At 42.0% G+C, this 24,734-nt stretch carries 12 protein-coding genes; 11 read left to right on the top strand and 1 reads right to left on the bottom strand.

What is annotated here, in order from left to right; genetic code table 11:
• Nucleotides 1–12: 12 nt before the first annotated feature.
• Entirely contained in the window at nucleotides 13–2,694 is a 2,682-nt protein-coding gene (locus EYS08_RS18190) for a PQQ-dependent sugar dehydrogenase (protein WP_131031447.1), read from the top strand.
• Between the two features lie 230 nt (nucleotides 2,695–2,924).
• Here EYS08_RS18190 and EYS08_RS18185 read toward each other — a convergent pair whose 3' ends face one another.
• Nucleotides 2,925–3,824 (bottom strand): AraC family transcriptional regulator, encoded by a 900-nt coding sequence (locus EYS08_RS18185; RefSeq protein WP_131031446.1) that lies wholly within the window; start codon nucleotides 3,822–3,824, stop codon nucleotides 2,925–2,927.
• Between the two features lie 390 nt (nucleotides 3,825–4,214).
• On the opposite strand from EYS08_RS18185, the gene EYS08_RS18180 reads away from it, so the two are divergent.
• The 10 genes from EYS08_RS18180 to EYS08_RS18135 all read left to right on the top strand — a co-directional run bounded on the left by EYS08_RS18180 (nucleotide 4,215) and on the right by EYS08_RS18135 (nucleotide 24,630).
• Complete coding sequence (locus EYS08_RS18180) at nucleotides 4,215–7,514, top strand: SusC/RagA family TonB-linked outer membrane protein (RefSeq protein WP_131031445.1); 3,300 nt, start codon at nucleotides 4,215–4,217, stop codon at nucleotides 7,512–7,514.
• Nucleotides 7,514–9,469, top strand: a complete 1,956-nt coding sequence (locus EYS08_RS18175; protein ID WP_244215992.1) for a RagB/SusD family nutrient uptake outer membrane protein — start codon at nucleotides 7,514–7,516, stop codon at nucleotides 9,467–9,469. The genes EYS08_RS18180 and EYS08_RS18175 overlap by 1 nt, the downstream gene beginning before the upstream one ends.
• A 39-nt stretch (nucleotides 9,470–9,508) precedes the next feature.
• A complete protein-coding gene (locus tag EYS08_RS18170; protein ID WP_131031444.1) occupies nucleotides 9,509–10,735 on the top strand; it encodes a DUF4959 domain-containing protein in 1,227 nt (408 codons plus the stop codon).
• A gap of 26 nt (nucleotides 10,736–10,761) precedes the next feature.
• A complete protein-coding gene (locus EYS08_RS18165; protein ID WP_131031443.1) occupies nucleotides 10,762–11,973 on the top strand; it encodes a DUF4998 domain-containing protein in 1,212 nt (403 codons plus the stop codon).
• An 80-nt stretch (nucleotides 11,974–12,053) separates the two neighbouring features.
• Nucleotides 12,054–14,387 carry a glycoside hydrolase family 95 protein gene (locus tag EYS08_RS18160; protein WP_131031442.1) on the top strand — a complete coding sequence of 778 codons (2,334 nt, stop codon included), beginning with the start codon at nucleotides 12,054–12,056 and terminating at the stop codon, nucleotides 14,385–14,387.
• Nucleotides 14,388–14,426: 39 nt separating this feature from the next.
• Complete coding sequence (locus EYS08_RS18155; RefSeq protein WP_131031441.1) at nucleotides 14,427–15,446, top strand: aldose epimerase family protein; 1,020 nt, start codon at nucleotides 14,427–14,429, stop codon at nucleotides 15,444–15,446.
• The gene (locus EYS08_RS18150) at nucleotides 15,443–17,365 is read left to right on the top strand and encodes a glycoside hydrolase family 97 protein (protein ID WP_131031440.1); all 1,923 of its coding nucleotides are present in this window, start codon (nucleotides 15,443–15,445) and stop codon (nucleotides 17,363–17,365) included. Before EYS08_RS18155 ends, EYS08_RS18150 begins: the two co-directional genes overlap by 4 nt.
• A gap of 33 nt (nucleotides 17,366–17,398) precedes the next feature.
• The gene (locus EYS08_RS18145) at nucleotides 17,399–19,576 is read left to right on the top strand and encodes an alpha-galactosidase (protein ID WP_131031439.1); all 2,178 of its coding nucleotides are present in this window, start codon (nucleotides 17,399–17,401) and stop codon (nucleotides 19,574–19,576) included.
• Nucleotides 19,577–19,903: 327 nt separating this feature from the next.
• On the top strand, nucleotides 19,904–21,253 hold the full coding sequence (locus EYS08_RS18140; protein WP_131031438.1) for a sugar porter family MFS transporter: 1,350 nt from the start codon (nucleotides 19,904–19,906) through the stop codon (nucleotides 21,251–21,253).
• A 71-nt stretch (nucleotides 21,254–21,324) separates the two neighbouring features.
• On the top strand, nucleotides 21,325–24,630 hold the full coding sequence (locus EYS08_RS18135; protein ID WP_131031437.1) for a DUF5107 domain-containing protein: 3,306 nt from the start codon (nucleotides 21,325–21,327) through the stop codon (nucleotides 24,628–24,630).
• The last annotated feature ends 104 nt before the right edge of the window (nucleotides 24,631–24,734 follow it).

Here is a 24,734-nt window from a genome sequence, read left to right as displayed (position 1 = left end):
TGCATACATAGAATGACAACATTTTTTTTTAGAAGAATTCTCCTTTTATTTTTTTTAAGCATATCTCTTCAGCGTTCTGTCAACGCTCAGGCGGGAAATAAACCGGAGATAAATAGATTTACGAAAATAGTGCTGGCGCAAAAGCTAGAAGAGCCGATGCAGTTTCAGGTTTTGAAAGATGGGAGAGTTCTTTATGCCGAGCGAAAAGGAAAGCTAAAGGTATACAGCCCAGTTACCAAGAACCTTGATATTATTGCAGAAATTCCTGTTAGTACCGAATACGTTGATAAGAATGGTAAAAGGGAAGAGGGTGAGGATGGTCTTCAGGGCGTTATCTTGGATCCGGATTTTGAAAAGAATCATTGGATCTATACTTATTACTCCGTAAAGGGTAGTGAAGCTGTTAACAGTTTGGTAAGATATACCTGGAAAGGGGGCAAAGTTGATCAGCTTTCCGCAAAAGTGTTATTGAAAGTACCGGTACAGCGAGAAGAATGTTGCCATGTAGGAGGAGGGATGTTGTTCGACAAGGATAAAAATTTATTGCTGAGTACAGGGGATAATACTTTTTCGAGATCATCAGACGGTTTTACACCAATAGATGAGCGTGTTGGCGAAAGTGCACGAGATGCACAGAAATCTTCATCAAACACGAATGATCTAAGAGGCAAAATTCTGCGGATCCATCCGGAGCCGGACGGGACCTATACTATCCCTGATGGTAACCTTTTTCCAAAGGGCACAGCCAAGACCAGACCTGAGATTTACACCATGGGCAATAGAAATCCCTGGCGGATGAGCCTGGACAGCAAAACAAACTGGCTGTATTGGGGTGAGGTTGGCCCGGATGGCTCCAATGCATCAGAATCGAGAGGGCCAGCCTCGTATGATGAGTTTAACCGGGCCAGAAAAGCAGGAAACTTTGGCTGGCCCTATTTTATCGGGAACAGCCTTCCTTACCGCTATTACGATTTTGCTACAAAGAAATCCGGGGAACTCTATGATCCGCTCCGTCCGGTTAATAACTCCCCAAACAACACCGGTTTAAATGTTCTGCCGCCTACTGAAACCTCGCTGATATGGTATCCTTATGGAGCAAGTGAATATTTTCCATTGATGGGGAGTGGAGGACGAAGTGCGGTTGGGGGGCCGATATTCCATCAGTCTGACTTTTCCGCTATTCCAAATGTTTTTCCTGCGTATTATGAGGGCAGATGGTTTATTACAGACTGGGTGCGGGGATGGGTACTCACTGTAGAAATGGATGAGGAAGGGAACTATAAATCTATGGAGCGCTTTATGCCAGATCTCACCTTAAGGGGGCCGATTGATATGAAATTTGGCCCGGACGGAAGCTTGTATATACTCGAATATGGTAACGGCTATTTTAAGGATAATCCCGAAGCAGAGCTGATCAAGATCGAATACAATGGTGGAAACCGAAAACCTGTTGTTCAGGTGGCTGCAGATAAAGTATCAGGTGCTTTACCGTTAAAAGTTAAATTGTCATCGGCCGGAACGATGGATTATGATCGCGATGTTTTAAAATATGAATGGCGCATTACCAAAGACAAGATGCTCAAATCGGTTTACAGGACAGCAAATCCTGAAATGCTGCTATTTGCTCCTGGGATTTATAAAGCAACACTTACCGTTACCGATCCATCGGGCGCAAAAAACAGTAAAGCAGTCGAGATATCAGCTGGTAATGCGTCTCCGGTGGTAAAATTCGATTTTATCAAAGGGAATTCCAGTTTTTACTTTCCCGGCAAGGCCATTACGTATAGTGTAAAGGTCAATGATAAGGAAGACGGAAGTTTAGCGGATAAAAGAATCAAGCCGTCGCAGGTTTCTGTATCGATCAACTATCTTTCCGAAGGTTATGATATGACGACCATTGCACAGAATCAGCAACGCTTTGATGCATCTGCACAATTTGAAATTGGTAAGGCGCTCATGAAAAAAAGCACCTGTAAAGCCTGTCATGACCTAACCGCTAAATCATTAGGGCCTTCCTTCACCCTTGTTGCCCAAAAATACAAAGGCGATAAAACTGCCCAGGAACGTTTGGTCAAAAAAGTAATCAATGGCGGTTCAGGTATTTGGGGAGATGCGATGATGCCTGCACATTCTTCCCTGCCAGCGGCCGAGGTTGATGCCATTGTAAAATACATTCTCAGCCTGGGCGATAAACAGGCTGCCCAAAAGAATCTTCCGGTGAATGGTACGTACACCACTGATATTCAACCTGGCCAGAGAAACCTTGGAAGTTTTATATTTAGAGCGGCATATAGAGACAAAGGAGCTAAAAATCTAACCTCACAGTTGTCTGAGGATGTTGTGATACTTAGGGCCCCTTACCTTTCGGTTAACGAATCGGGTGGCAATAAAGGCCTTAGCTTCAGTAAAGACAGGTCAGTTGCTACAGTTTCAGAGAAAGGCGCTTATCTGATGTTCCCAAAAACGGACCTTACCGATCTAAAAGCGATTGAGATAATCGGGGAGAAATCAGCACCCGGACAGGTCGAGGTTCATCTGGGCTGGCCTAATGGAAAGATAATCAGCCGGACAGGCCGCGCCATTGGAAATAAAGCGCTTGCTGATATTGAAAATATCAAAGGTGTATTTGATATTTATCTTGTTTTTTTACAGGCGGGAGTAGAGGTTAAGGGTGTAAATGTAGTTCCACGGTGAATTTTATCGGGTCAAACGTTAACCCCTGATCAGCCTTCTATAAGTTGAATAATTTTTTAAGCCGTCGTTATTTTTAGAAGAAAAGGCAGTTTTCGGAAACGGAAATTGCCTTTTCCATTGTTGGTCAGCGTGACTTATGCTAAAAATTTCCTTTGATGCTGACCAGATAGGAGAGCAATTTTGAAATTTCGTTCTCAGGCGCAATTTACTAAGGGGGCGCTGTCTTTTGATTACCTTTTGTGTAATTTTTTATACTGGGAGGGTGAGCTACCGGTAATCTGTTTGAACAGCCGAGAGAAGTAATACTGGTCTGAAAAACCGAGTTCTGCACAGATCTCCTTAATATTCATATCGCTAAAATACAGGTATTGGCAGGATTCCTGTATCTTAAGCTGATTGAAATAATTAATGGGGGAACTGCCCGTTTTTTGCCTAAAAGAGCGAAGGTAGTGGGACGCCGATAAGTTTTGCTCATGGGCCAGATCTTCAACAGAGAATTTTTTCCTCAGGTTTTTCTTCATGTACACGATGGATTTGCTAATGGAATCTATGTTGTATACATCTGGGTCAAGGTCTTTGTAATAAATGAAAGAGGAAATAAAATTTAATAGCTTGATGTTGATGATTTCCATGTCTTTATCATCTACACTACGCTCCAAAAGCGTATAGATCAAGTTGAACTGTTTAATCCGGGTTTCTACAAATGGAATCTCCTGAACCTGCGTAAGGTTGCCGTCAGCAAAGCGGTCAAAAATATTTTCAGCAATCTCACCGCTAAAATGAGCCCAAAAGATACTCCATGGATTACTTTCGTGGCTTTGGTACTGGTGGCTGATATTTCTGGGGATTATATAATAGGAATTTGGGCTCAGCAATAGTTTTTTGCCCAGGATATTGATGTAGCCGAAGCCTTCAGTGCAATATAGAAAGATATAGTCCCTGCTGCCCGATTTGCGTTCGATATGGTGGTTGGTCGCACGGGGATAATGGCCGATCGCTGTCAGATAAAAGGTTTTTGCGACTTTGTTGTTGAGGATTTTCTTCCTGATGTTCGGAGGGATGACTATACGTTTTTGTCCGATGAAGCCCTCTTTGATTTTTTTTCTGGGCTCAATGATTTTTTGCTCCATAATGACGGTTGAGGAATTATAAGCAGTAAATGCAGTTCCTTTCAACCTCGGCCTTGCATATAGTACTTTATTAACGCAAAATAAGTGTTTTCAATTCAATAACTATAATGGAGGCGATAAAAAATGATAAATATTTTATGCAATCTGGAGAATCTTTTCCGATGGTCATATAATCCATCATTTTTTTGTATTTATCCATTTGTAACGGGATTTTCCTACCCTAAGTTTACAGTTCCAAATATAAACTCGATTATGACAGTCATATCTAAAATCCTAGTGCTGCTACAATCCGTCGTGTGATAAACGCTATTGAATATATCTAGAACATCAAACGATGGATACAACTGAGAATCAAAATCAAACAATTTTTAACTACTAACCAAATAATTTATGAAGTCATTTTTTACTAATTCAGACATTAGGTGGCTCTGCCGAAAACATGTTTTTCCAAATGTGTTAAAGTGCATCCCGTTTTTGTTTTTTGCTTTTCTGGGTTTGCAGGTAACTGCGCAAACCAAAACAACTGTTACCGGAACCGTTAAAGATACCACAGGTGTAGCTCTACCAGGTGTAACCATCACTGTTGAAAACACTAAAACCGGTACACAGACCGATAACAACGGTAAGTTTGTGATCGATGTTGCCAAAGGCGGTGCGCTCCGTGTAGCATTGGTAGGTTATACCGCAAAACGGATTGTAGTAACCGAAAGCACGGTATATAATGTGGTTTTAAAAGAGTCGGTGGTAGTGATGGCTGATGAGGTTGTAATTACCGCGATGGGGCAGAAACAGCGAAAAGAAGCTGTTGTAGGCTCTGTAACCACCATTAAACCCGGCGATTTAAAGATCCCTGCCAGTAACCTTACCGCGGCACTTGCGGGGCAGGCCGCCGGTATTATTGCCTACCAACGCAGCGGGCAGCCGGGGCAGGATAATGCTTCCTTTTTTATCAGGGGGGTAACCACATTTGGTTATAAGCAAGATCCATTGATTTTGATCGATAACGTTGAACTAACGCCAAACGATCTTGCCCGTTTACAGCCCGATGATATTGCCAGTTTTTCGATATTAAAAGATGCCAGTGCTACAGCACTTTATGGTGCACGTGGTGCCAATGGCGTAATTTTGGTCAGTACAAAAGAAGGTAGGGAAGGGAAGGCTAAAATTAATTTCCGCTCAGAGTATTCCTTATCACAATCTACCCAGACCCTTAATTTGGTAGATCCGATCCAGTATATGGAACTTTTTAACGAAGCTTCCTTAACACGTAATCCATCTTTGCCTTTGCCCTTTAACCAAACCAAAATAAACAATACCCGCGCTACAATTAATGGTAGTCCCGGTAGCAATCAATATGTATATCCAGCAGTGAACTGGATTGATATGCTGTTTAAAGATAGGGCCAGCACCCAGCGAAATAATTTAAGTATTAGCGGGGGCGGTGGCGTGGCCAAGTATTACATTTCGGGTTCGTATAATATTGATAACGGGATCTTAAAAACGGATATCCGCAATAATAACGAGAACAACGTTAATTTTAAAAATTACCAGTTACGCTCTAACATCAATATAAACCTGAGCAAAACAACCGAACTCATTGTGAGGCTTTCGGGTACCTTTAGTGATTACAACGGCCCCATTACTTTAGACGGCTCTTTTGCTTCTGATTTATATGCAATTGCCTCTCATGCAAGTCCGGTTTTATTCCCTGCCTACTATCCTGCTGATGCGGCAAATGCAGGCGCAAACCATATCTTGTTCGGAAACGTGGGCGGGCCTGATGGTACCAAAAATAACAGTATCCTTTACCCCAACGGAAATCCTTATGCGCAGCTTTTAAAAGGACATAAAAGTTCTTCGGAATCGCGTATGTCTGCACAGTTGGAGCTTAACCAAGATTTTAAATTCATTACCGAAGGACTTAAACTGAGAACGGTTTTCAATACCAACAGGTATTCTTATTTCGATTCGCAGTTAGCCTACTCGCCTTATTTTTATAGTGCCGACAGTTACGATAAAGTGGCCAATACTTACGCGCTGACCTGGCTCAATCCAAAAAACAATATAGCCAGTAATGTTCCGACAGAATATCTGGTATACAATAGGAGTGAACCTAACGCCAACTCATTTTTCTATTTTCAGGGGGCTTTGGATTATACCCGGAAATTTGGAAATCATACCGTAAGCTCAACCATCATTGGTACTGCACAGCAGACTTTGTATTCGAGTGCGAAAGACCCAAGAACCAATACCACCACATTGCCATATTCGTTGCCTTTCCGCAACATGGGTGTGGCAGGCAGGGCAACATATTCATTTAAAGATCGGTACTTTGTAGAATTTAATTTTGGACTAAACGGATCTGAACGCTTTTCTTCAAACCACAGGTTTGGGTTTTTTCCTACCATTGGTGGTGCATGGGTGCCAACAAACGAAGTATTCTGGCCTAAGAACGATATTGTTAACCGATTAAAAATACGTTTTAGTCATGGTTTGGTGGGTAACGATGCCATCGGCTCGCAACGCTTTTTCTACCTTTCGGATGTTAACCTGAACGGTGGTAATTTTGCACAGTTCGGCATCAACAACGGAAACCAGCTTAATGGGGTATCCATCAGGAGTTATGCAAACTCTAACATTACCTGGGAAACATCAAGACAGACCAACTTAGCGGGAGAAATTACCCTGTTAAAAAACTTCAACATCATTGCCGAGTTTTATAAAAACCACCGTTACGATATTTTACGTAAACGTAATATCCCAGCTACCGAAGGTTTCGAAACCGATGTGTTAACCAATCTGGGTGAAGTAGATTCTAAAGGGATTGATCTATCTCTCGATTATAAGAAAACCTTTAATAATGGCCTTTGGAGTTCAATCCGTGGAAACTTTACTTATTCAACCAATAAATATTCCTACATCGAGGAGCCCAACTACCCTGAAACATGGAGGCATTTTATCGGCCAGCCGATCAGCAGGGGCTATGGCTATATTGCCGAACGTTTGTTTGTAGATGATGCGGAGGTGAAAAACTCTCCTTCCCAGCAGTTTAATACCAGCGATGCCTATAATAATGTAATTACTGGTGCCATACCAAGAGGTGGTGATATTAAATACCGCGATTTAAACGGCGATGGCCGCATAGACGATCTTGATATGGCATTTATGGGCTACCCAAGCACACCAGAAATTGTATATGGTTTTGGTTTCTCAACAGGTTATAAAGGATTCGACCTTTCGGCATTTTTTCAAGGGCAGGCCAGGGTATCTTTCTTTATCGACCCTAGAAAAACGAGTCCTTTTCTTGAACGTAACGTAGCCTATGTAGAAGGTAGGGCGCAGGTATTGCAATCTTTTGCCGATAGCCATTGGTCAGAAGAAAATCAAGATCTGTTCGCCACCTATCCACGTTTGGGTACCAGCTCAGCTGTAGTGGCCAATAACCTGCAGCCCAGCTCATGGTGGTTAAGAGATGGAAGTTTTATTAGGTTAAAATCGGTAGAAATTGGTTATACCCTTCCTAAAGGCATATTAAAAACCTTGAGGCTTTCAAATTGCCGCTTTTACCTGAATGGCCTCAACCTGGTTACCTGGAGTAAATTTAAAATGTGGGATCCTGAACTGGGCGGCAATGGGTTCGCTTATCCGATCCAGAAAGTATTCAATTTCGGTTTAAATGTGAATTTATAATGAAAACAGAAAAAATTAGAGATATGAAATTCTATTATAGACTGATCTGTCTGCTTGTGCTTTGTATCGCAGGCACATCATGTAAAAAATACCTGGATGTTGTTCCCAATAACGTTGGTACCCTTGATTATGCTTTTTCGAACAGGAATGAAGCCGAAAATTACCTTTTCGGGTGTTACAATACCTTTCAGTCGCTAAATCGCGAAGTGGTAAACAATGTGGGTTTTGTAACTTCTTCTGAAATTATATATCCCAATCTGGATGATAACCCTTTCAATAAAATCACAGGTGCGGGTTTTAAACTGATCAGGGGAGGGGTACAGAATGTATCAAACCCGGTAATCGATTATTGGACCGGCAATAACGGTGGCCAGAACATTTATGTGGCACTAAGAAGGTGTAACATTATGCTCGAAAACATCAACAAACCTTTCGATCTGAAAGATGATGAAAAGAAGAGATGGATTGCCGAAATTAAATTTTTAAAGGCTTATTACCACTATTACCTCATCAGGTTATATGGCCCCATTGTATTGATTAAAGAAAACCGCCCAATTGACGGGTCGATCGAAGATACAAAAGCCAAACGCTCAACCGTTGATGAATCTTTCGCTTATGTAGATCAATTGCTCAACGAGGCCATTCCCGATCTGCCATCCGCTGTTGTAAATCCACTTTTAGAGTATGGCCGTACCACTAAATCGATGGGGCTGGCTTTAAAGGCAGAGGCGCTAACTACTGCTGCAAGTCCCTTGTTTAACGGTAATCCCGATTTTGCAAGTTTTAGAGATAAAGATGGTAAAAACCTGTTTTCTACTGCTGTTGATCCACAAAAATGGAGTCTGGCAGCAAAAGCATGTAAAGCAGCCATAGATGAGTTTGTTGCTCAAGGTGGTGCCTTGTACAACCTGGTGCCAACCAATAAAGTAGAAAATGTTTCTGATCAATTGAAACGTGTACTCACCATTCAAATGGTAATTGCCGAAAAACGTGATCAAAATCCTGAACTGATCTGGGGCTCACAGTATGGGTTCGATTATCAGGGCTATGTGTTTCCAAAACTGAGCTCTGATGCCGTTTCGTTTGGTAATGAGCAGCCGTCTAACTGGTCGGTGCCGCTTTCTACCACCGAACTGTTTTACACCAAAAATGGTGTGCCGATCAACGAGGATAATACTGGTATTTTCGATTATTCGGACCGCAATACACCGCAGTTTGGTGATGATGCGAACAAATCGTACATCAAACTGGGTTATGAAACTGCAAAAGCGAATTTTAACCGTGAACCAAGGTTTTATGCCGATTTGGGTTTTGATGGAGGAATCTGGTTCGGAAACGATAAACGGAACGAAAGCGATGCTTTTTATGTGCAGGGAAGAGGGCCATTTGCAATAGCCGGACCAAAAAGCCAGTTTGCAACCAACATTACCGGATACTGGCCTAAAAAACTGGTACCTTACCTGTCTATCATGAACAATGGTATCCAGTTCGAAACATTTTATCTGCCCGTCGTGCGCCTTGGTGGTCTGTACCTGCTTTATGCAGAGGCATTAAACGAAGAAGGTACTGCATCTAAAGCTGAAATCCTATCCTGGGTAGATAAAGTGCGCAGCAGGGCGGGTTTGCAAGGCGTTACCACCTCTTGGCAAACCTATTCAAAAAATCCAACCAAACCAGATACTAAAGATGGCCGACGTGAGATTATCCACCAGGAAAGGCGGATAGAATTGTGTTTTGAGGGCCAGAGTGGCTGGGACTTACGCCGCTGGAAAGAGTTGCAAGGTGTATTGAGCAGGCCATTGCAGGGCTGGAACGTAAACGAAGGCAGTGCGGTAAATTATTATCGCCCGAGGACTGTTGCCGTACCGTTTTTTGGTTTAAAGGACTATTTCTGGCCGATCATAAATTCGGAAGTGGTGATCAACGAAAACCTGGCACAGAACCCGTTCTGGTAGATAAAGTCAATTTTGCAGATGAATATTCAATTATAGATTATGAAAAAAATTAATTACAGAAAAAGCCTCGTGTTTTTGATGTTGGCAACAGCCTTGGTCACTATGTTTTTTGCTTCTTGTAAAACAGCAGAAAATGGTTTCGAAGCCGTTTCTGACGATATGACAAAACCAGGGCCGGTAAGCAATGCCAAAGTTGAGAACATTGACGGTGCTGCCAGGATTACCTATACTCTACCCAATTCGAAAAACCTTTTATACGTGTTGGCACGTTATTCTATTAACGATAACCGTGTAAGAGAAACCAAATCCAGCTATTATACCGATACGGTTATGGTAGATGGGTTTGCAAAGGAAAAAGATTACGAGGTTACACTATATGCGGTAAGCCGCGCCAATGTAATGTCTGATCCGGTTGTGGTCAAAGTGCACCCTAAAACCCCGAATTATATTGCCGTGAATACCGGCTTTAACATTACAGCCGACTTTGGAGGAGCCAATTTCTTCGGACTGAACAAAAACAGGGCATCGCTTTCCGTTCACCTTTTGGTGTTTAACGATAAAACAAAAACGTTTGACGAACAGGAACCCGAATATGTAAGTTCAGATACCATTGATGTATCCATCAGGAACCTTAATCCGGTTCCCTACAAAGTGGGGGTATATACCAAGGACCGTTTTGGCAATACTTCCGACACGGTGATCAAAACAGTTACACCATTATTCGAAACCTTGTTGGATAAGAGCAAAATGTCTACGTATCGTTTACCAAGTGATGCCACAATTGGGTATGGTTGGGAATTCCGCTATTTCTTTGATGGTAACCTCGGCGATCCGGGATGGCATACTTTAAGTTCGCCTAAAAGCATAGGTACTTTTGGCCTTGGTGTATCGGCAAAAATAAGCCGCTTTGTAATCTGGCAGAGACCATCTGATTTTTATGGCTATCAAAACACCCGCAAGTTTACTCTTTGGGGCTCAAATAAAACCAATCCTGTTGATGTAACCTTGCCTAGCAATTCGGCCGAGGGAACTGTTGCAGGTGACTGGGTTAACCTTGGTAATTTTGTTTTCCCGAATCCGCCATCAGGTTTAGCGCCCAACCAGGCCAATGCTGCCGATAAGGATTTTGTAGCCAAGGGCGTCAATTTCAGGATGCCTCGTGCAGCCCAGCAAGTGCGTTACATCAGATATGAGTGTACCCAAACCTGGGGTGGGTTGGATTATGTAAATGCCACGGAAATCAATCTGTACGGAAGTGTTCAGTAATAATCAGTATATATAAGAAATAGATCATGAAAACTACATTTAATATCACTTTCATCTGCTTCATGTCCATTGTTTTCTTTGGCTGTAAAAAGTACGATGATGATTATAAGGCTTTTCTGGATAATAAAGAGATCAAATATTCCGGTAAAATTGGCACAGCAGGTTATAATACAGGTAACCTGCGGGCACAACTGGTATGGAATCCAAGCCCCGATCCAAGCATTACCAAATACATCATTACCTGGAACAACGGTGCCAATAAATTGGAAGTGCAGGCTACTACACACAATCCCCGTGATTTAGTGAAGGTAATTATCCCCAACCTTGATGAATATGTGTACACCTTTTCGGTGGTTTCCTACGATAGCGATGGCAATAAATCCATTGCAACCGAAATCAACAATGTAAGGGTATATGGCGCAGCTTATACTGCCACATTATTAAACAGGGGAGTAAACACTATCGAACCTTATGTGTTCCAGCCGGATGGAACCCTGAAGTTAAACTTTAATAAAAGAGACGCCATGAATGTAGCCACCACCATCCGCTACACCAATATTCTTGGTGCAGTAGAAGAAATGCAGTTGCTGGCAGATGACAATTCTATGGTGATTCCAAATTATAAAACCGGCACAACCATTCAATATCGGTCTTCTTATTATCCCGAAGCAAGTTCCATTGATGCTTTTAATGCCGCACAGTTTTCTGATTTTCCTACGATTATTAAAGTTACTGAGTGCGATAAATCACTATTTAAGGAATTAAATCTCCCAACAGATATCGCATCAGAGTATGGTTGGATATTGCCTCATGTTTGGGATAATATTAAGGGGCAGGACCAAGGTTTCCACACTGGGGGATCAGGCATGCCACAATGGTTTAGCTTCGACATCGGCGAGCAGGTGCAGTTGGATAACTTTAGGCTTTGGCAGCGCGAAAGTGCTTTATATAGTGTAGGCAACATTAAGGTTTTTGAAGTTTGGGTCAGCAATAATCCTAATTCGAATGGCACCTGGGACAGTTGGACAAAACTCCAGACTTTTACTTCATTTAAGCCGTCAGGGTTGCCTAAAGGTCAAAATACCGATCAGGATAAAGCATTTGCCCAGGCAGGTGAGAAATTTGTTTTCCCTACAGCGATTCCGAAATACAGGTACATCCGCATTAAGGTGCTCGAAACTTGGGGCAACGAAGGTTATCTCCACTTTAGTGAACTCACCTTTTATAAACGTAACTAATTCAGTTGTTACGCCACTTTTAAAATGATCAATAAGGTGGCGTAGCTTAAAATCCGATCCCAATTGCCTACTTGCTTCAAATGAAAAGATTTATCTATACGATCCTTATTTTGCTTTTTGGTTTATCAAGAAGCGTTGCACAAACAAAACCTTTTAAACTGTGGTATGATAAACCTGCAAGCCGTTGGGAAGAAACATTGCCTTTGGGTAATGGCCGCTTGGGCATGATGCCCGATGGCGGAATAAACAACGAGCAGATTGTACTGAACGATATTACCCTTTGGTCTGGCGCACCACAGGATGCCAACAACTATGAAGCCTATAAAAACCTACCAGAAATTAGAAGCCTGATTTTGGCAGGTAAAAACGATGAAGCCCAAAACCTCGTCAATCAAAATTTTGTATGTAAAGGAAAAGGATCTGGTGGAGCCAATTGGGGCTGTTTTCAGATGCTTGGCGACTTAAATATCCAATACCAATACGAAGGAAACGATAGGTTGCCGACAGCATACAAAAGAGAGCTTTTGCTTAACAATGCCATTGCCACTACAGATTTTACTCTGAATAAAGTGAATTTTAAAAGAGAATACTTTACCAGTTTTAGCGGTGATGTGGCCATGATCAGGATCACGGCCGATCAAGCTGGGCAGATTAACTGCAAATTATCGCTTAGCCGCCCTGAACGTAGTATCAGCGAAGTTAAAGCAAACAGGATTGAACTTTCTGGTCAGCTGGATAATGGCATTGATGGAAAGGGAATGCAGTACCTTACCTTATTGGCTCCGGTAGTTTCGGGGGGTAAAATAAGTCAGAATGGCAACTCGCTTGAGGTGACAAAAGCCAATGTGCTCACCATTTATGTATCTACCAAAACCAGTTATAAAGACGCGCAGTTTAGGCAAAATGTAACGCTTTTATTGGATAAAGCCATTAAACAGAATTATGCTGCCGAAAAGTTAAAACACCAGCAGGTTTTCCAGAAGATGTTCAACAGGTTGGATATTGATATGGGAACGGGAGAAAACAGTCAGCTCAGCACCGATAAACGCTTAAGCCTATATTATAAAAACCCCGAATTGGATTTACAGTTACCAGCCTTGTTTTTTCAATATGGCAGATACCTGAGTATTTCGAGTACGCGTGTAGGGCTTTTGCCGCCAAATTTACAGGGACTTTGGGCCAACCAGATCCATACCCCCTGGAATGGTGATTACCATTTAGATGTGAACGTTCAAATGAACCACTGGCCATTAGAAGTAGTAAACCTCTCAGAGCTCAACCTTCCACTGGCCGATCTGGTAGCCAATATGGTACCTAACGGACAAAAAACAGCCAAAGCTTATTACAATGCAGATGGTTGGATTGCACATGTAATTACCAATATCTGGGGATTTACCGAACCTGGCGAAAGTGCTTCATGGGGTGTTGCCAATGCAGGCTCGGGCTGGCTTTGTAATAACCTTTGGGATCATTATGCCTTTACGAAAGATTTAAATTATCTAAAGAAAATATACCCCATTATTAAAGGCTCAGCGCAGTTTTACAGCAGTGTGCTGGTTGCTGACCCAAAAACGGGTTGGATGATGACTGCACCATCCGTATCGCCAGAAAACAGCTTTTATATGCCTAATGGAAAAGCGGCCAATGTAACCATAGGGCCAACCATTGATAACCAGATTGTGAGAGAACTCTTTCAGAATGTAATTTACGCGGCTAAAACGCTTGGTAAAGACGATTCGTTAAGAACATCTCTACAGCAAAAACTAAATAAACTTCCGCCAGCGGGCAGAATTTCTAAAGATGGCCGGATCATGGAATGGGTTGAAGATTACAAAGAAACTGATCCCCAGCATCGCCATATTTCGCATCTGTATGGAGTTTATCCTGCTTCATTGATCACTGTAGATGGTACACCAGATCTTGCCGAAGCCTCAAAAAAGACTTTGAATGTACGCGGTGATGATGGGCCGAGCTGGTCAATCGCTTATAAACTCTTGTTTTGGGCCAGGTTAAGAGATGGCAACAGGGCTTTTAAACTTTTTAGGGAACTGCTAAAACCCACCCAGCGCACCGATATCAATTATGGCGCCGGTGGGGGCGTGTATGATAACCTACTCTCTGCCGGTCCTCCATTCCAGATCGACGGGAATTTTGGGGCTACTGCAGGTATTGCCGAAATGCTGATCCAGAGCCACGAAGGCTACATCAGTTTATTGCCTGCTATACCCGATGCATGGAAAAAATATGGAAATGTAAAAGGCTTAAAAGCCAGGGGGAATTACACGGTGAATTTAAACTGGAAAAATGGTTTAGTAACCAATTATCAGATTTTTTCACCCACAGGAAGCCACGTGAAAGTTAAAGTAAACGGGAAACTGATCAACGTAGTTTCTTTAAAAAAGCAAGCTAAGTAAAGAGGTGATTTTGTTACTCAACTCTACCAAAAACATATAATGAACATTACCAATACAACAGAAGATAGTTTAAGCAATCCGGTAGATGAAGTTAAGCTTATTAAAATAACCAATAAGCACGGCGCATCTATTTCATTGACCAATTATGGCGCTACATTGGTGTCGGTGATGGTACCTGACAAAAATGGCTTGCTTGCTGACGTGATACTCGGTTTTGCTCACCTAGAAGATTATTTTGATGATCAGAATTACCTGGGGGCAACCATTGGTCGCTTTGCAAACCGCATTGCAAATGGAAAATTTATGCTTGATGGCAAAATCTTTCATTTGCACACCAACGATGGACTGCACACTAACCACAGTGGGGCTTTTGGTTTTAGCAACAAGGTATTTAATTACCATACAGAAGACAACAAGGTAGTTTTTACGCTGTACAGCCACGAAGGTGAAGGCGGTTTCCCAGGCGACATGCATTGCTCGGTAACTTACGAGCTGACCGATAACTACGAAGTTTTGATCAACTATCAGGCCCAGTCGAACCAAAAAACGATTGTAAGTTTTACCAACCATGCCTATTTCAATTTAAGCGGAAGGCAGGCTGATATTTTTGATCATTGCTTAAGCATCCCATCTGAAGAAATGTTGGAAATGGACAAGGATTATCTCCCTACCGGAAAGATTATACCAACTTTAACCAACACATTTAACGGACAGCAGCTAGCAGATGTGATTGGTCTAAACAAAGGACTGAACAATTATTACCTGCTTGCGAAAAACACATCAACCGCACTTGTTTTAGCAGCTGAGCTATTACATCCCACATCGGGCCGTCGGTTGAAGGTATTTACAGATAGCCCTGGCGTATTGCTTTATACCGGCGATTTTTTGGACACCACAGGCCTGGGCCATCATGGCAGGCCCTATGCCGCATTTAATGGAGTATGCCTGGAATGTCAACATTATCCTGATGCTCCAAACCAGAAAATTGCGCCAGAAGTGGCATTAGAAAAGGGCGCTGTTTACCAACAGAAAATTATTTACAAATTCGATACGTTATGATGATGAAACATTTTTTGCCTACTTTTTTAATGCTTTTTTTGATTGCTCAGCTAACTTTTGCACAGAAAAATTATAACCTGGCTTCGCCAGATGGGAACATTGATGTAATCATTGCCACAGGTAAAACTTTGGGCTATTCAGTTACGCTAAAGCAAAAGGAAATTATTGCATTTTCGCCCATCGGTATGGAAATGGATAACGAGAACCTCGGTGGCGGTGATGTTCCGGATAAAACCTCGAGCCAGAAAACACCACGCTACAATGCCTTGATTTTAAGTTTTGGCAAACGTTATGATGTGGTTTTCAGGTTATATAATGAAGGTTTTGCTTACCGTTTCATCACTCATTTAAAAGATTCGGTGAAGGTTATCAACGAAACGGCAACCTTTAATGTTAAACCAAGTGCGGCAGCCATATTGCAAGAAACCGATAATTACACGACCTGGGAAGGGGTTTATGTTAAAACAGATGCTGTAGAAGCAGTCACGGTAGGGAAAAGGGCTACCACGCCTGCACTTTTTGCTTATAAAGATGGTACAAAAGTAATTGTTGCCGAATCTGATCTTTTCGATTACCCAGGTATGTACGTTAAAAAGGAAAAAGTGGGTTTTGTTGGCGAATGGGCACAATTACCATCACTTGCCGTGCCCGGAAGTTGGGGCAATTTCGTTTCGGTAGTGAAACAACGTTCTCCTTTTATTGCAAAAACATCAGGAGCGCGAAGTTATCCATGGCGCGTAGCCATCATTGCTACAGATGATAAACAATTGTTGACCAATCACCTCGTTAAAGAATTGGCTACGCCATCAAAAATTAAAGATAAAAACTGGATCAAACCCGGAAAAGCAGCATGGGAATGGTGGCATGATGCTTTATTGCCCGGTGCTCCGATCCCATCCGGAATGGATAACCGCAATACCGCGCTGTATAATTATTACGTTGATTTTGCCGCCAGGTATAAACTCGAATATCTAATGGTCGATGCGGGCTGGTCTAACAATTATGATCTCACGAAAATCAACCCAAAGAACGATATCAGGGCCGTGATCGCCAATGCGAAGTCAAAAAATGTAGGTGTGTTTTTGTGGTGTGTAGCCACTACCTTGCTTAAAGATCTGGATAGAAATCTTGATTTTATTCAATCTTTAGGTGCTGCAGGATTAAAAGTAGACTTTATTGATCGTGATGACCAGGAGGCCATTAAATGGTTTGAGACCATTGCAAAAGCTGCGGCAAAAAGAAAACTGATGATCAATTTCCATGGCTGTAGCAAACCTACAGGGCTTGAAAAAACCTATCCAAACATTGTAAACTATGAAGCCGTTAGGGGAGCTGAATCCGATAAGTGGGATTATAGTATCAACCCAGATTTACATGTGTTAATACCTTTTATCCGTATGCTGGCTGGTCCGTTTGATTATACCCCGGGTGCAATGCGCAATAAAACCAAAGCAACTTTTAAACCGATTGATCCCGGATTACCTTCAGCTCAGGGGACCAGGTGCCATGAATTGGCCATGTACGTCATCTACGACCAGCCGTTAGCCATGTTGTCCGATTCGCCAATTGCTTATATGAAAGAAGATACAATTATGCGGTTTTTATCGGCAGTGCCAACCGTTTACGATGAAGAAAAAGCCCTGTCGGCCAAGCTTGGCGAGCAGGTGGTGATGGCCAAAAGAAAAGGCAACACCTGGTTCGTTGGCGGTATGGGTAATTGGAATGAACATAAAGTTAACGTAGATTTTTCTTTTCTCCAGCCAGGACAGCAATACCAGGCAGAAATTTATAGCGATGCACCAAATGCCAATACCGATGCAACCGCATATAGCTACAAAACCATTGTTGTGAACCAGAAAACGGTTTTGCCCATCAATATGGCGAAGGGTGGAGGTTTTGCCATTGTTATCCACCCTTAATTACAGATCGTTTATTCAGAGAACCTATATTATATGAAATTATCAGTCACTTTATTTTCAGGCCTAATGTTATGCTTGCTCGAGGTAAAATCGCAAACGGTTATACCCATAGAAACCAAAGAAAATGCCATTGTTCTACAGGCAGATATCAAAACCAACGTTAAAATGGTGTATTACGGGCAAAAGCTGGCTAAGCCAAGCGATTACGCCAACATTACAAATGCATATAAGCAGGGGAGTGATTATACGGGGGTTAATGATGCCGCCTATAGCACTTCAGGATCAAGAAATTTATTTGAGCCGGCTATTACCGTTACCCATGCAGATGGAAACAATTCACTCGATCTGCATTATGTTAGCCACAGTGTGAAAAAAGAATCCAATAATGTTTCCATCACCAGTATTGTGTTAAAAGATCCTGCATATAACCTCGAAACTATCCTTTACTATAAAGTTTATTATAACGAAAATGTGGTGGAACAATGGAGCGAGATCAGAAATAATGAGAAGGGCAATGTAACCTTGCACAAATTTGCTTCTGCAAATCTTTATTTAAGGGGAGGTTCCTTTTTCCTTACCCAGTACCACGGCGACTGGGCAAAAGAAATGCAGCCCGAAGAAACGAAGATCACGCACGGGATAAAAACACTCGATTCGAAACTCGGTACCCGTGCCAACCTGTTCCAGCCTTCTGTTTTTATGGTATCGATGGATAAGCCTGCTACAGAAAATGAAGGCACTGTGCTTTATGGCACCCTGGCGTATAGTGGTAACTTCCGCACCGATCTGGAACTCGATCACCTGGATAATCTGAGGATTATTTCAGGTATCAACAATTACGCATCGGCGTATACCCTAAAACCGAATGAGGTTTTTACCACGCCGACTTTCCTGACCACTTTATCCAGCACCGGCAAAGGTACCGCAAGCAGAAACCTGCAAACCTGGGCACGTAATTACCGCTTATTGGATGGCAAAGGCACACGCCTGACTTTGTTGAACAACTGGGAAGCCACTTATTTTGATTTCGACGAGAACAAACTATTCGGATTGATAAAAGACACCAAGAAACTTGGTGTCGATATGTTTTTATTGGATGATGGCTGGTTTGCCAACAAATATCCACGGAACGGCGATGTTGCAGGCCTGGGCGATTGGGACGAAAATAAAAAGAAATTGCCAAACGGCATTGCCTCACTGGTTAAAGAGGCCAAAAACAACGACGTGAAATTCGGGATCTGGATCGAGCCTGAAATGGTGAATCCTAAAAGTGAACTTTATGAAAAACATCCTGATTGGGTGGTTAAAGAAGCAAAAAGGGAAGAGTTTTATTTCCGTAATCAATTGGTACTCGATTTAACCAATCCGAAAGTACAGGATTTTGTTTTCGGCGTGGTTAATGATCTTTTTACCAAAAACCCCGAACTGGCTTACATCAAATGGGACTGTAATGCGGTAATTTATAATGCGCATTCGGCAACCCTTAAAAACCAATCACATTTTTATATTGAATATGTGCGCGGATTGTACAAAGTGCTCGAACGCATCAGAAAGAAATATCCAACCGTACCGATGATGTTATGCTCTGGTGGTGGCGGTAGAGTAGATTATGGTGCTTTACAATACTTCACCGAATTTTGGCCAAGCGACAATACTGATCCATTGGAGCGTATTTTTATGCAATGGGAATATTCTTATTTCTACCCAGCCATTTCGAGTTCCAACCATGTCACCGATTGGGGTAAACAGCCGATCAAGTTCCGTACCGATGTTGCCATGATGGGAAAAATGGGCTTCGATATTGTGGTTAGCCATTTATCTCCAAATGATCTTCAGTTTTGTCAGGACGCCATTAAGACATACAATGATGTTAAATCGGTGATCTGGCAGGGCGATCAGTATAGGCTTTCAAACCCACGGGAAAGCAGTGTGGCCTCGATGTTGTACCTCAGCGAAGATAAAAAAACAGGTATCGTGTTCAACTATCTTGTAAACAGCCGCTATGGGGAGGGAAGTAAACTGCCGATAAGATTTAATGGTTTGGATGCTGCTAAAAAGTATAAAATCTCCGAAATCAACGTTTATCCTGGCACCAGATCATCAATAGACAATAACAAAACCTATACGGGGGATTTCCTGATGAAAATTGGGTTTAACCCTGATGTAAACCAAAGTAGGACTAGTGTGATTCTGAAGATGGAAGCCCTGTAGCTCCATAAAAAAAATATTCTAAGCCCTTGTATGATGGGTTATATTTACGCATATTGCCGTAGGACCTGGTGGGTTCTGCGGCTTTTTCATTGGAATCCCGTTTAAGCAATGGGGTTATGCGGTTATGAAATCAGTTGCACTCAAGGAAACTCATTTTTATTTTTGAAAGGCCTGAAGATTGTGGTTGTTTACCTGGATAGTATTGTCCATGTGATTGCGTTAATTATCCATTAAATTGCCTTGATAGGCTATTTGATTGTTAATATTGGATAACTAGTTTTGAAAGTCAGATTTTATTGTGGATCTGCTAACCAAATACTAGTTATAATGGATAATCAAACTATTTCTTACAATAACACTTATATTTTAGGGATATCTTTTATATCGGCACTGGGCGGATACCTTTTCGGTTTCGATTTTGCTGTAATATCAGGTGCTTTACCCTTTTTGCGTACCGAATTTGCACTGAATGCCTATTGGGAAGGTTTTCTTACGGGATCTCTTGCATTGGGCTGTATACTTGGTTGTGTAATGGCGGGAAATATTGCCGATAGCAAAGGCCGCAAGCCAGGATTAATGCTGGCTGCATTAATATTTGCTGTATCCTCTATAGGAATGGCGCTCGCTCACAACCTTACTGTTTTTATCCTCATGCGTTTTGCCGCAGGAGTCGGTGTGGGTATGGCTTCCATGTTAAGTCCTATGTATATCGCCGAGGTTTCTCCGCCCGAAAAACGCGGTAGGAATGTAGCAATTAATCAGCTTACCGTGGTAATTGGGATTTTAGTTACCAATTTGATCAATTATAAACTGGCAGATTATGGGGTAAATGCCTGGCGCTGGATGTTCGGTTTAGGAACCGTTCCTGCTGCACTGTTTTTATTAGGTGTTTTATGGTTACCTGAAAGTCCACGTTGGCTGATCAAAGCCGGCAGGATAGATCAGGCCAAGAAAGTACTGAACAAGATCGGTAATTCTTATTTTGCAGAACAGACTTTTGCCAAAATTAGCACCTCAATGGACGGCGGGGGAGAAAAACAGACTTACAGCGCTGTTTTCGCAAAGGCCATCCGTCCTGCGGTAGTAGTGGGTATCACTTTAGCCGTTTTTCAACAGTTATGCGGTATTAATGTAGTGTTTAACTATACCTCAACGATTTTCGAAGCCGTTGGTGCCAATTTAGACCGCCAGCTTTTCGAAACAGTTGCCATCGGCATCGTGAACCTCGTATTTACCATCATTGCGATGTGGCAGGTAGATAAACTGGGGCGGAGGCCGTTGATGCTCATCGGTTCTTTAGGGCTTTCTATATTGTATATCATCCTGGCTTTCCTTTTGCAGAGCAACGCACAGGCGAACCTGGTGTCGGTTTTCGTGTTGCTAGCCATCGCTACTTATGCCACTTCATTGGCCCCGGTAACCTGGGTGCTCATTTCAGAAATTTTTCCCAATAGTATTAGGGGTAAAGCTTCGTCCGTAGCTATTGTAGCCCTTTGGAGTGCTTATTTCGTTCTAGTATTTACCTTCCCGATTTTGGCGAAATGGCTCGGTGCATTCGGACCATTCTACCTGTATGCCGTAATCTGTTTGGCCGGTTTCTTCTTTGTAAAACGCAAAGTTAAAGAAACCAAAGGGCAGACTTTAGAAGAGTTGGAAACGAGTTTGATCGGACATTAACCTTAAAGTTTACTGTAATCAGATTTCCTTATTAAAAAGACCTATCAAAATATAAAATACTCATTCGGAATATGAAAGTTAAAGTTTGGACAGAAGCTGTTATTATCCCAACCTATGAGGTTGGCCTCCCGGAAAAGAATCCGGTATTTATTGAAAAAAGAGTGTATCAGGGAAGTAGTGGTGCCGTTTATCCTTATCCTGTGATCGAGAAAATTGCCGATGAGAAAATAGATAAATCCTATGAGGCTGTTTACCTGGAAAATGATTTTGTAAAGATCATGATCCTGCCCGAACTGGGCGGGAGGGTACAGATGGCTTTTGATAAGACCAAAAACCGTCATTTCATCTATTATAACCAGGTGATCAAACCGGCCTTAGTCGGTTTGACCGGTCCGTGGATTTCCGGTGGTATCGAATTTAACTGGCCGCAGCACCACCGCCCTTCTACCTTCGATCCGGTTGACTCTTTATTTGAAGAAAATGAAGATGGCAGTGCAACGGTTTGGTGCAGTGAAGTAGAAAGGATGTTCCGCACAAAAGGAACCATTGGTTTTACCCTGTATCCCGATAAAAACTATCTCGAAATCAAAGGTCAACTGTATAACAGAACACCTTTCCCACAAACATTTTTGTGGTGGGCAAACCCTGCTGTAAAAGTTAACGACGATTACCAGTCTGTTTTTCCGCCTGATGTAAATGCGGTTTTTGACCACGGAAAACGTGATGTTTCTTCTTTCCCGATTGCAAAGGGAACTTATTATAAAGTAGATTATTCGCCGGGTACCGATATCTCGCGTTATAAAAATATACCTGTTCCAACCTCTTATATGGCGGTTTCGTCTAAATATAATTTTGTGGGGGGATATGAGAACGATAGTAAAGGCGGATTGCTTCACGTCGCCAATCATCATATTTCTCCCGGTAAAAAACAATGGACATGGGGCAACGGTGATTTCGGGCAGGCCTGGGACCGCAATCTTACCGACGAAGATGGACCATATATTGAACTGATGTGTGGAGTTTATACCGATAATCAGCCCGATTTTTCGTGGATCATGCCGGGCGAATACAAAGATTTTGTACAGTATTATATGCCATACCGCGATTTGGGCGTGGTTAAAAATGCCACCAAAAATGCCATGCTTAATATTGAACAGGTAGAAGGAAAACTGACTGTTAAGGTATATACCACGGGACTTTATCCCCATACTAAAATTGTATTGAAAGATGGTGACCGCGAGTTATTGAACGATCAATACGATGCAGCACCGACGGTATCTTATGAAAAAGAAATTGCTTTTGACGGAAATCCTGAACAATTGCAGATCACCGTTACGGACGAAAAAGGTTATGTTCTAGTGGATTGGAAATGGGAAGGTGAAAATGAAAACGATATCCCCGAAGCTGCAAGCCCTGCAAAGGCGCCTGCAGACATCGAAAACAATGAACAACTGTTCTTGACCGGACTGCATCTGGAACAATACCGTCATGCTATTTATAATCCTTTTGATTATTATAACGAGGCTTTAAGAAGGGATGATGGCGACATCAGATGCAATAATGCCGTAGGACTTTTAAAGTTACGCAGGGGCAAATTCTCCGAATCGGAAGCCTATTTTAAAAAGGCCATTAAAACCCTTACCGCACGCAATCCGAATCCTTATGAGGGCGAACCTTATTTTAACCTGGGTTTATCGTTAAAGTTTCAGGATAAATTGGAAGAAGCCTACGATGCATTCTATAAATCGATCTGGAATGCTGCCTGGCAGAACCAGGGTTATTTTAATATCGCAAAGCTTGATGTGATTAAAGGTGATCTGGAAAGTGCTTTAACGCATGTCGAAAAAGCCATTTCAAAAAACACCAACGACGAAAAGGCCCTGCACTTACACGTAATGATCTTACGTAAACTGGGCAGAACAGAAAAAGCTGTAGCAGCCGTGGAAGCTTATCTGGTGAACGACCACTTTAATTTTGGTATCCGCTTCGAAAAATATCTTTTATCGGAAAAGCCAGACGATTTAACTGAAATACATGCATTGATCCGAAAAAATATTCACAATTATATTGAGTATGCGCTTGACTATGCAGGTGCAGGTTTATATAATGAAGCTATCTTGCTTTTAAATTCTGGTATCGAACTGCAGAAAGATGTTTATCCATTGGCCTACTATTATCTGGCCTGGTTTTACAGTAAAAACGGTAACGGAAAATTAGCGAAAACCACATCTTATAAAGCTGCTGCCGCCAATCCAAAGTATTGTTTTCCAAATCAGATAGAGGCGGTTCTGGCCTTGAACCATGCAATAGCGGAAAACCTGAACGATGCCAAGGCACCTTATTATCTGGGTAATTTCTGGTATGCCTTTAAACACTATGACGAGGCAATCACCTGTTGGGAGAAATCCATTGTGATCGACCCGAACTTCCCAACTGTTTATCGTAACCTGGCTTTGGCCTATTACAATAAAACCGATAAACAGGAGCAGGCGGTAACCTTATTGGAAAAGGCATTTTCGCTTGATAAAAGTGACGCCCGCATCTTGATGGAGCTAGATCAATTGTATAAGCGGCTAAATAAAGACCTTAGCTTCCGGTTTAATTTCCTTGAAGAAAATAAGGGGCTCGTGAGCCAGCGGGATGATGTTTACCTCGAATATGTAACCCTTTTGAATCTTAGGGGCAAACATCAGCAAGCTCTTGATTTATTAGAGAATAGGGTTTTCCATCCATGGGAAGGTGGTGAGGGGAAAGTAGCCATCCAGTATGTGACAGCCTTGGTAGAAATGGCGAAACAGGCCATTGCTGATGGGGATTGCAGTGGAGGAATCAAATGCCTTAATGACGCACGAGATTATCCGCATAACCTGGCAGAGGGGAAGTTAACCGGCGCACAGGAAAATGATATATTTTATTGGTTGGGTGTTGCGTTTGAAAAATTGAATGATTTAAGCTCTGCCGGCAATAATTGGGAAAAAGCAGCAACTGGATTAAGCGAACCTGCTGCTGCAATCTTTTATAACGACCAGCAGCCAGATAAGATTTTCTACCAGGGACTGGCGCTACTTCAGCTAAATAGAAAACAGGAAGCGGATTTACGTTTCCAAAAATTGGTCAATTATGCAAAGGAACATTTAGATGATAAAGTAACCATCGATTATTTTGCCGTATCGCTACCGGATTTAACCATTTGGGAAGATGATCTTGATAAACGTAATAAAATACATTGTTTGTATATGCAAGGACTGGGTTATTTAGGTTTAAAACATATGGAGTCGGCCATTGCCTCTTTTAATGAAGTTTTGGCTATCGAAAAAAGTCATCTTGGCGTGACCCTTCATAAAAAAAACATTACAGAAAGTCTGGCTCAACAATAATATTTCGATGAGGCAATGATGATAGGGCAGATCAGATGGTCTGTCCTTAACTGTAAAAATAATTTTGCTTTTTTTCTTGTTATGCTAAATCTTTGGATCAAATA

The sequence above is a fragment of the Pedobacter kyonggii genome, from assembly GCF_004310665.1.
Classification (GTDB): Bacteria; Bacteroidota; Bacteroidia; order Sphingobacteriales; family Sphingobacteriaceae; genus Pedobacter; species Pedobacter kyonggii.
The sequence above is the reverse complement of the archived record's forward strand: the minus strand, read 5'-3'. Positions and strand labels throughout refer to the sequence as shown.

Excerpts from the sequence above, each read along its gene's own strand:
- EYS08_RS18160 (WP_131031442.1), top strand. The coding sequence starts at position 12,054 with ATGAAAAGATTTATCTATACGATCCTTATTTTGCTTTTTGGTTTATCA.
- EYS08_RS18170 (WP_131031444.1), top strand. The coding sequence starts at position 9,509 with ATGAAAAAAATTAATTACAGAAAAAGCCTCGTGTTTTTGATGTTGGCA.
- EYS08_RS18150 (WP_131031440.1), top strand. The coding sequence starts at position 15,443 with ATGATGATGAAACATTTTTTGCCTACTTTTTTAATGCTTTTTTTGATT.
- EYS08_RS18175 (WP_244215992.1), top strand. The coding sequence starts at position 7,514 with ATGAAAACAGAAAAAATTAGAGATATGAAATTCTATTATAGACTGATC.
- EYS08_RS18190 (WP_131031447.1), top strand. The coding sequence starts at position 13 with ATGACAACATTTTTTTTTAGAAGAATTCTCCTTTTATTTTTTTTAAGC.
- EYS08_RS18165 (WP_131031443.1), top strand. The coding sequence starts at position 10,762 with ATGAAAACTACATTTAATATCACTTTCATCTGCTTCATGTCCATTGTT.
- EYS08_RS18185 (WP_131031446.1), bottom strand. The coding sequence starts at position 3,824 with ATGGAGCAAAAAATCATTGAGCCCAGAAAAAAAATCAAAGAGGGCTTC.
- EYS08_RS18155 (WP_131031441.1), top strand. The coding sequence starts at position 14,427 with ATGAACATTACCAATACAACAGAAGATAGTTTAAGCAATCCGGTAGAT.
- EYS08_RS18135 (WP_131031437.1), top strand. The coding sequence starts at position 21,325 with ATGAAAGTTAAAGTTTGGACAGAAGCTGTTATTATCCCAACCTATGAG.
- EYS08_RS18145 (WP_131031439.1), top strand. The coding sequence starts at position 17,399 with ATGAAATTATCAGTCACTTTATTTTCAGGCCTAATGTTATGCTTGCTC.
- EYS08_RS18180 (WP_131031445.1), top strand. The coding sequence starts at position 4,215 with ATGAAGTCATTTTTTACTAATTCAGACATTAGGTGGCTCTGCCGAAAA.
- EYS08_RS18140 (WP_131031438.1), top strand. The coding sequence starts at position 19,904 with ATGGATAATCAAACTATTTCTTACAATAACACTTATATTTTAGGGATA.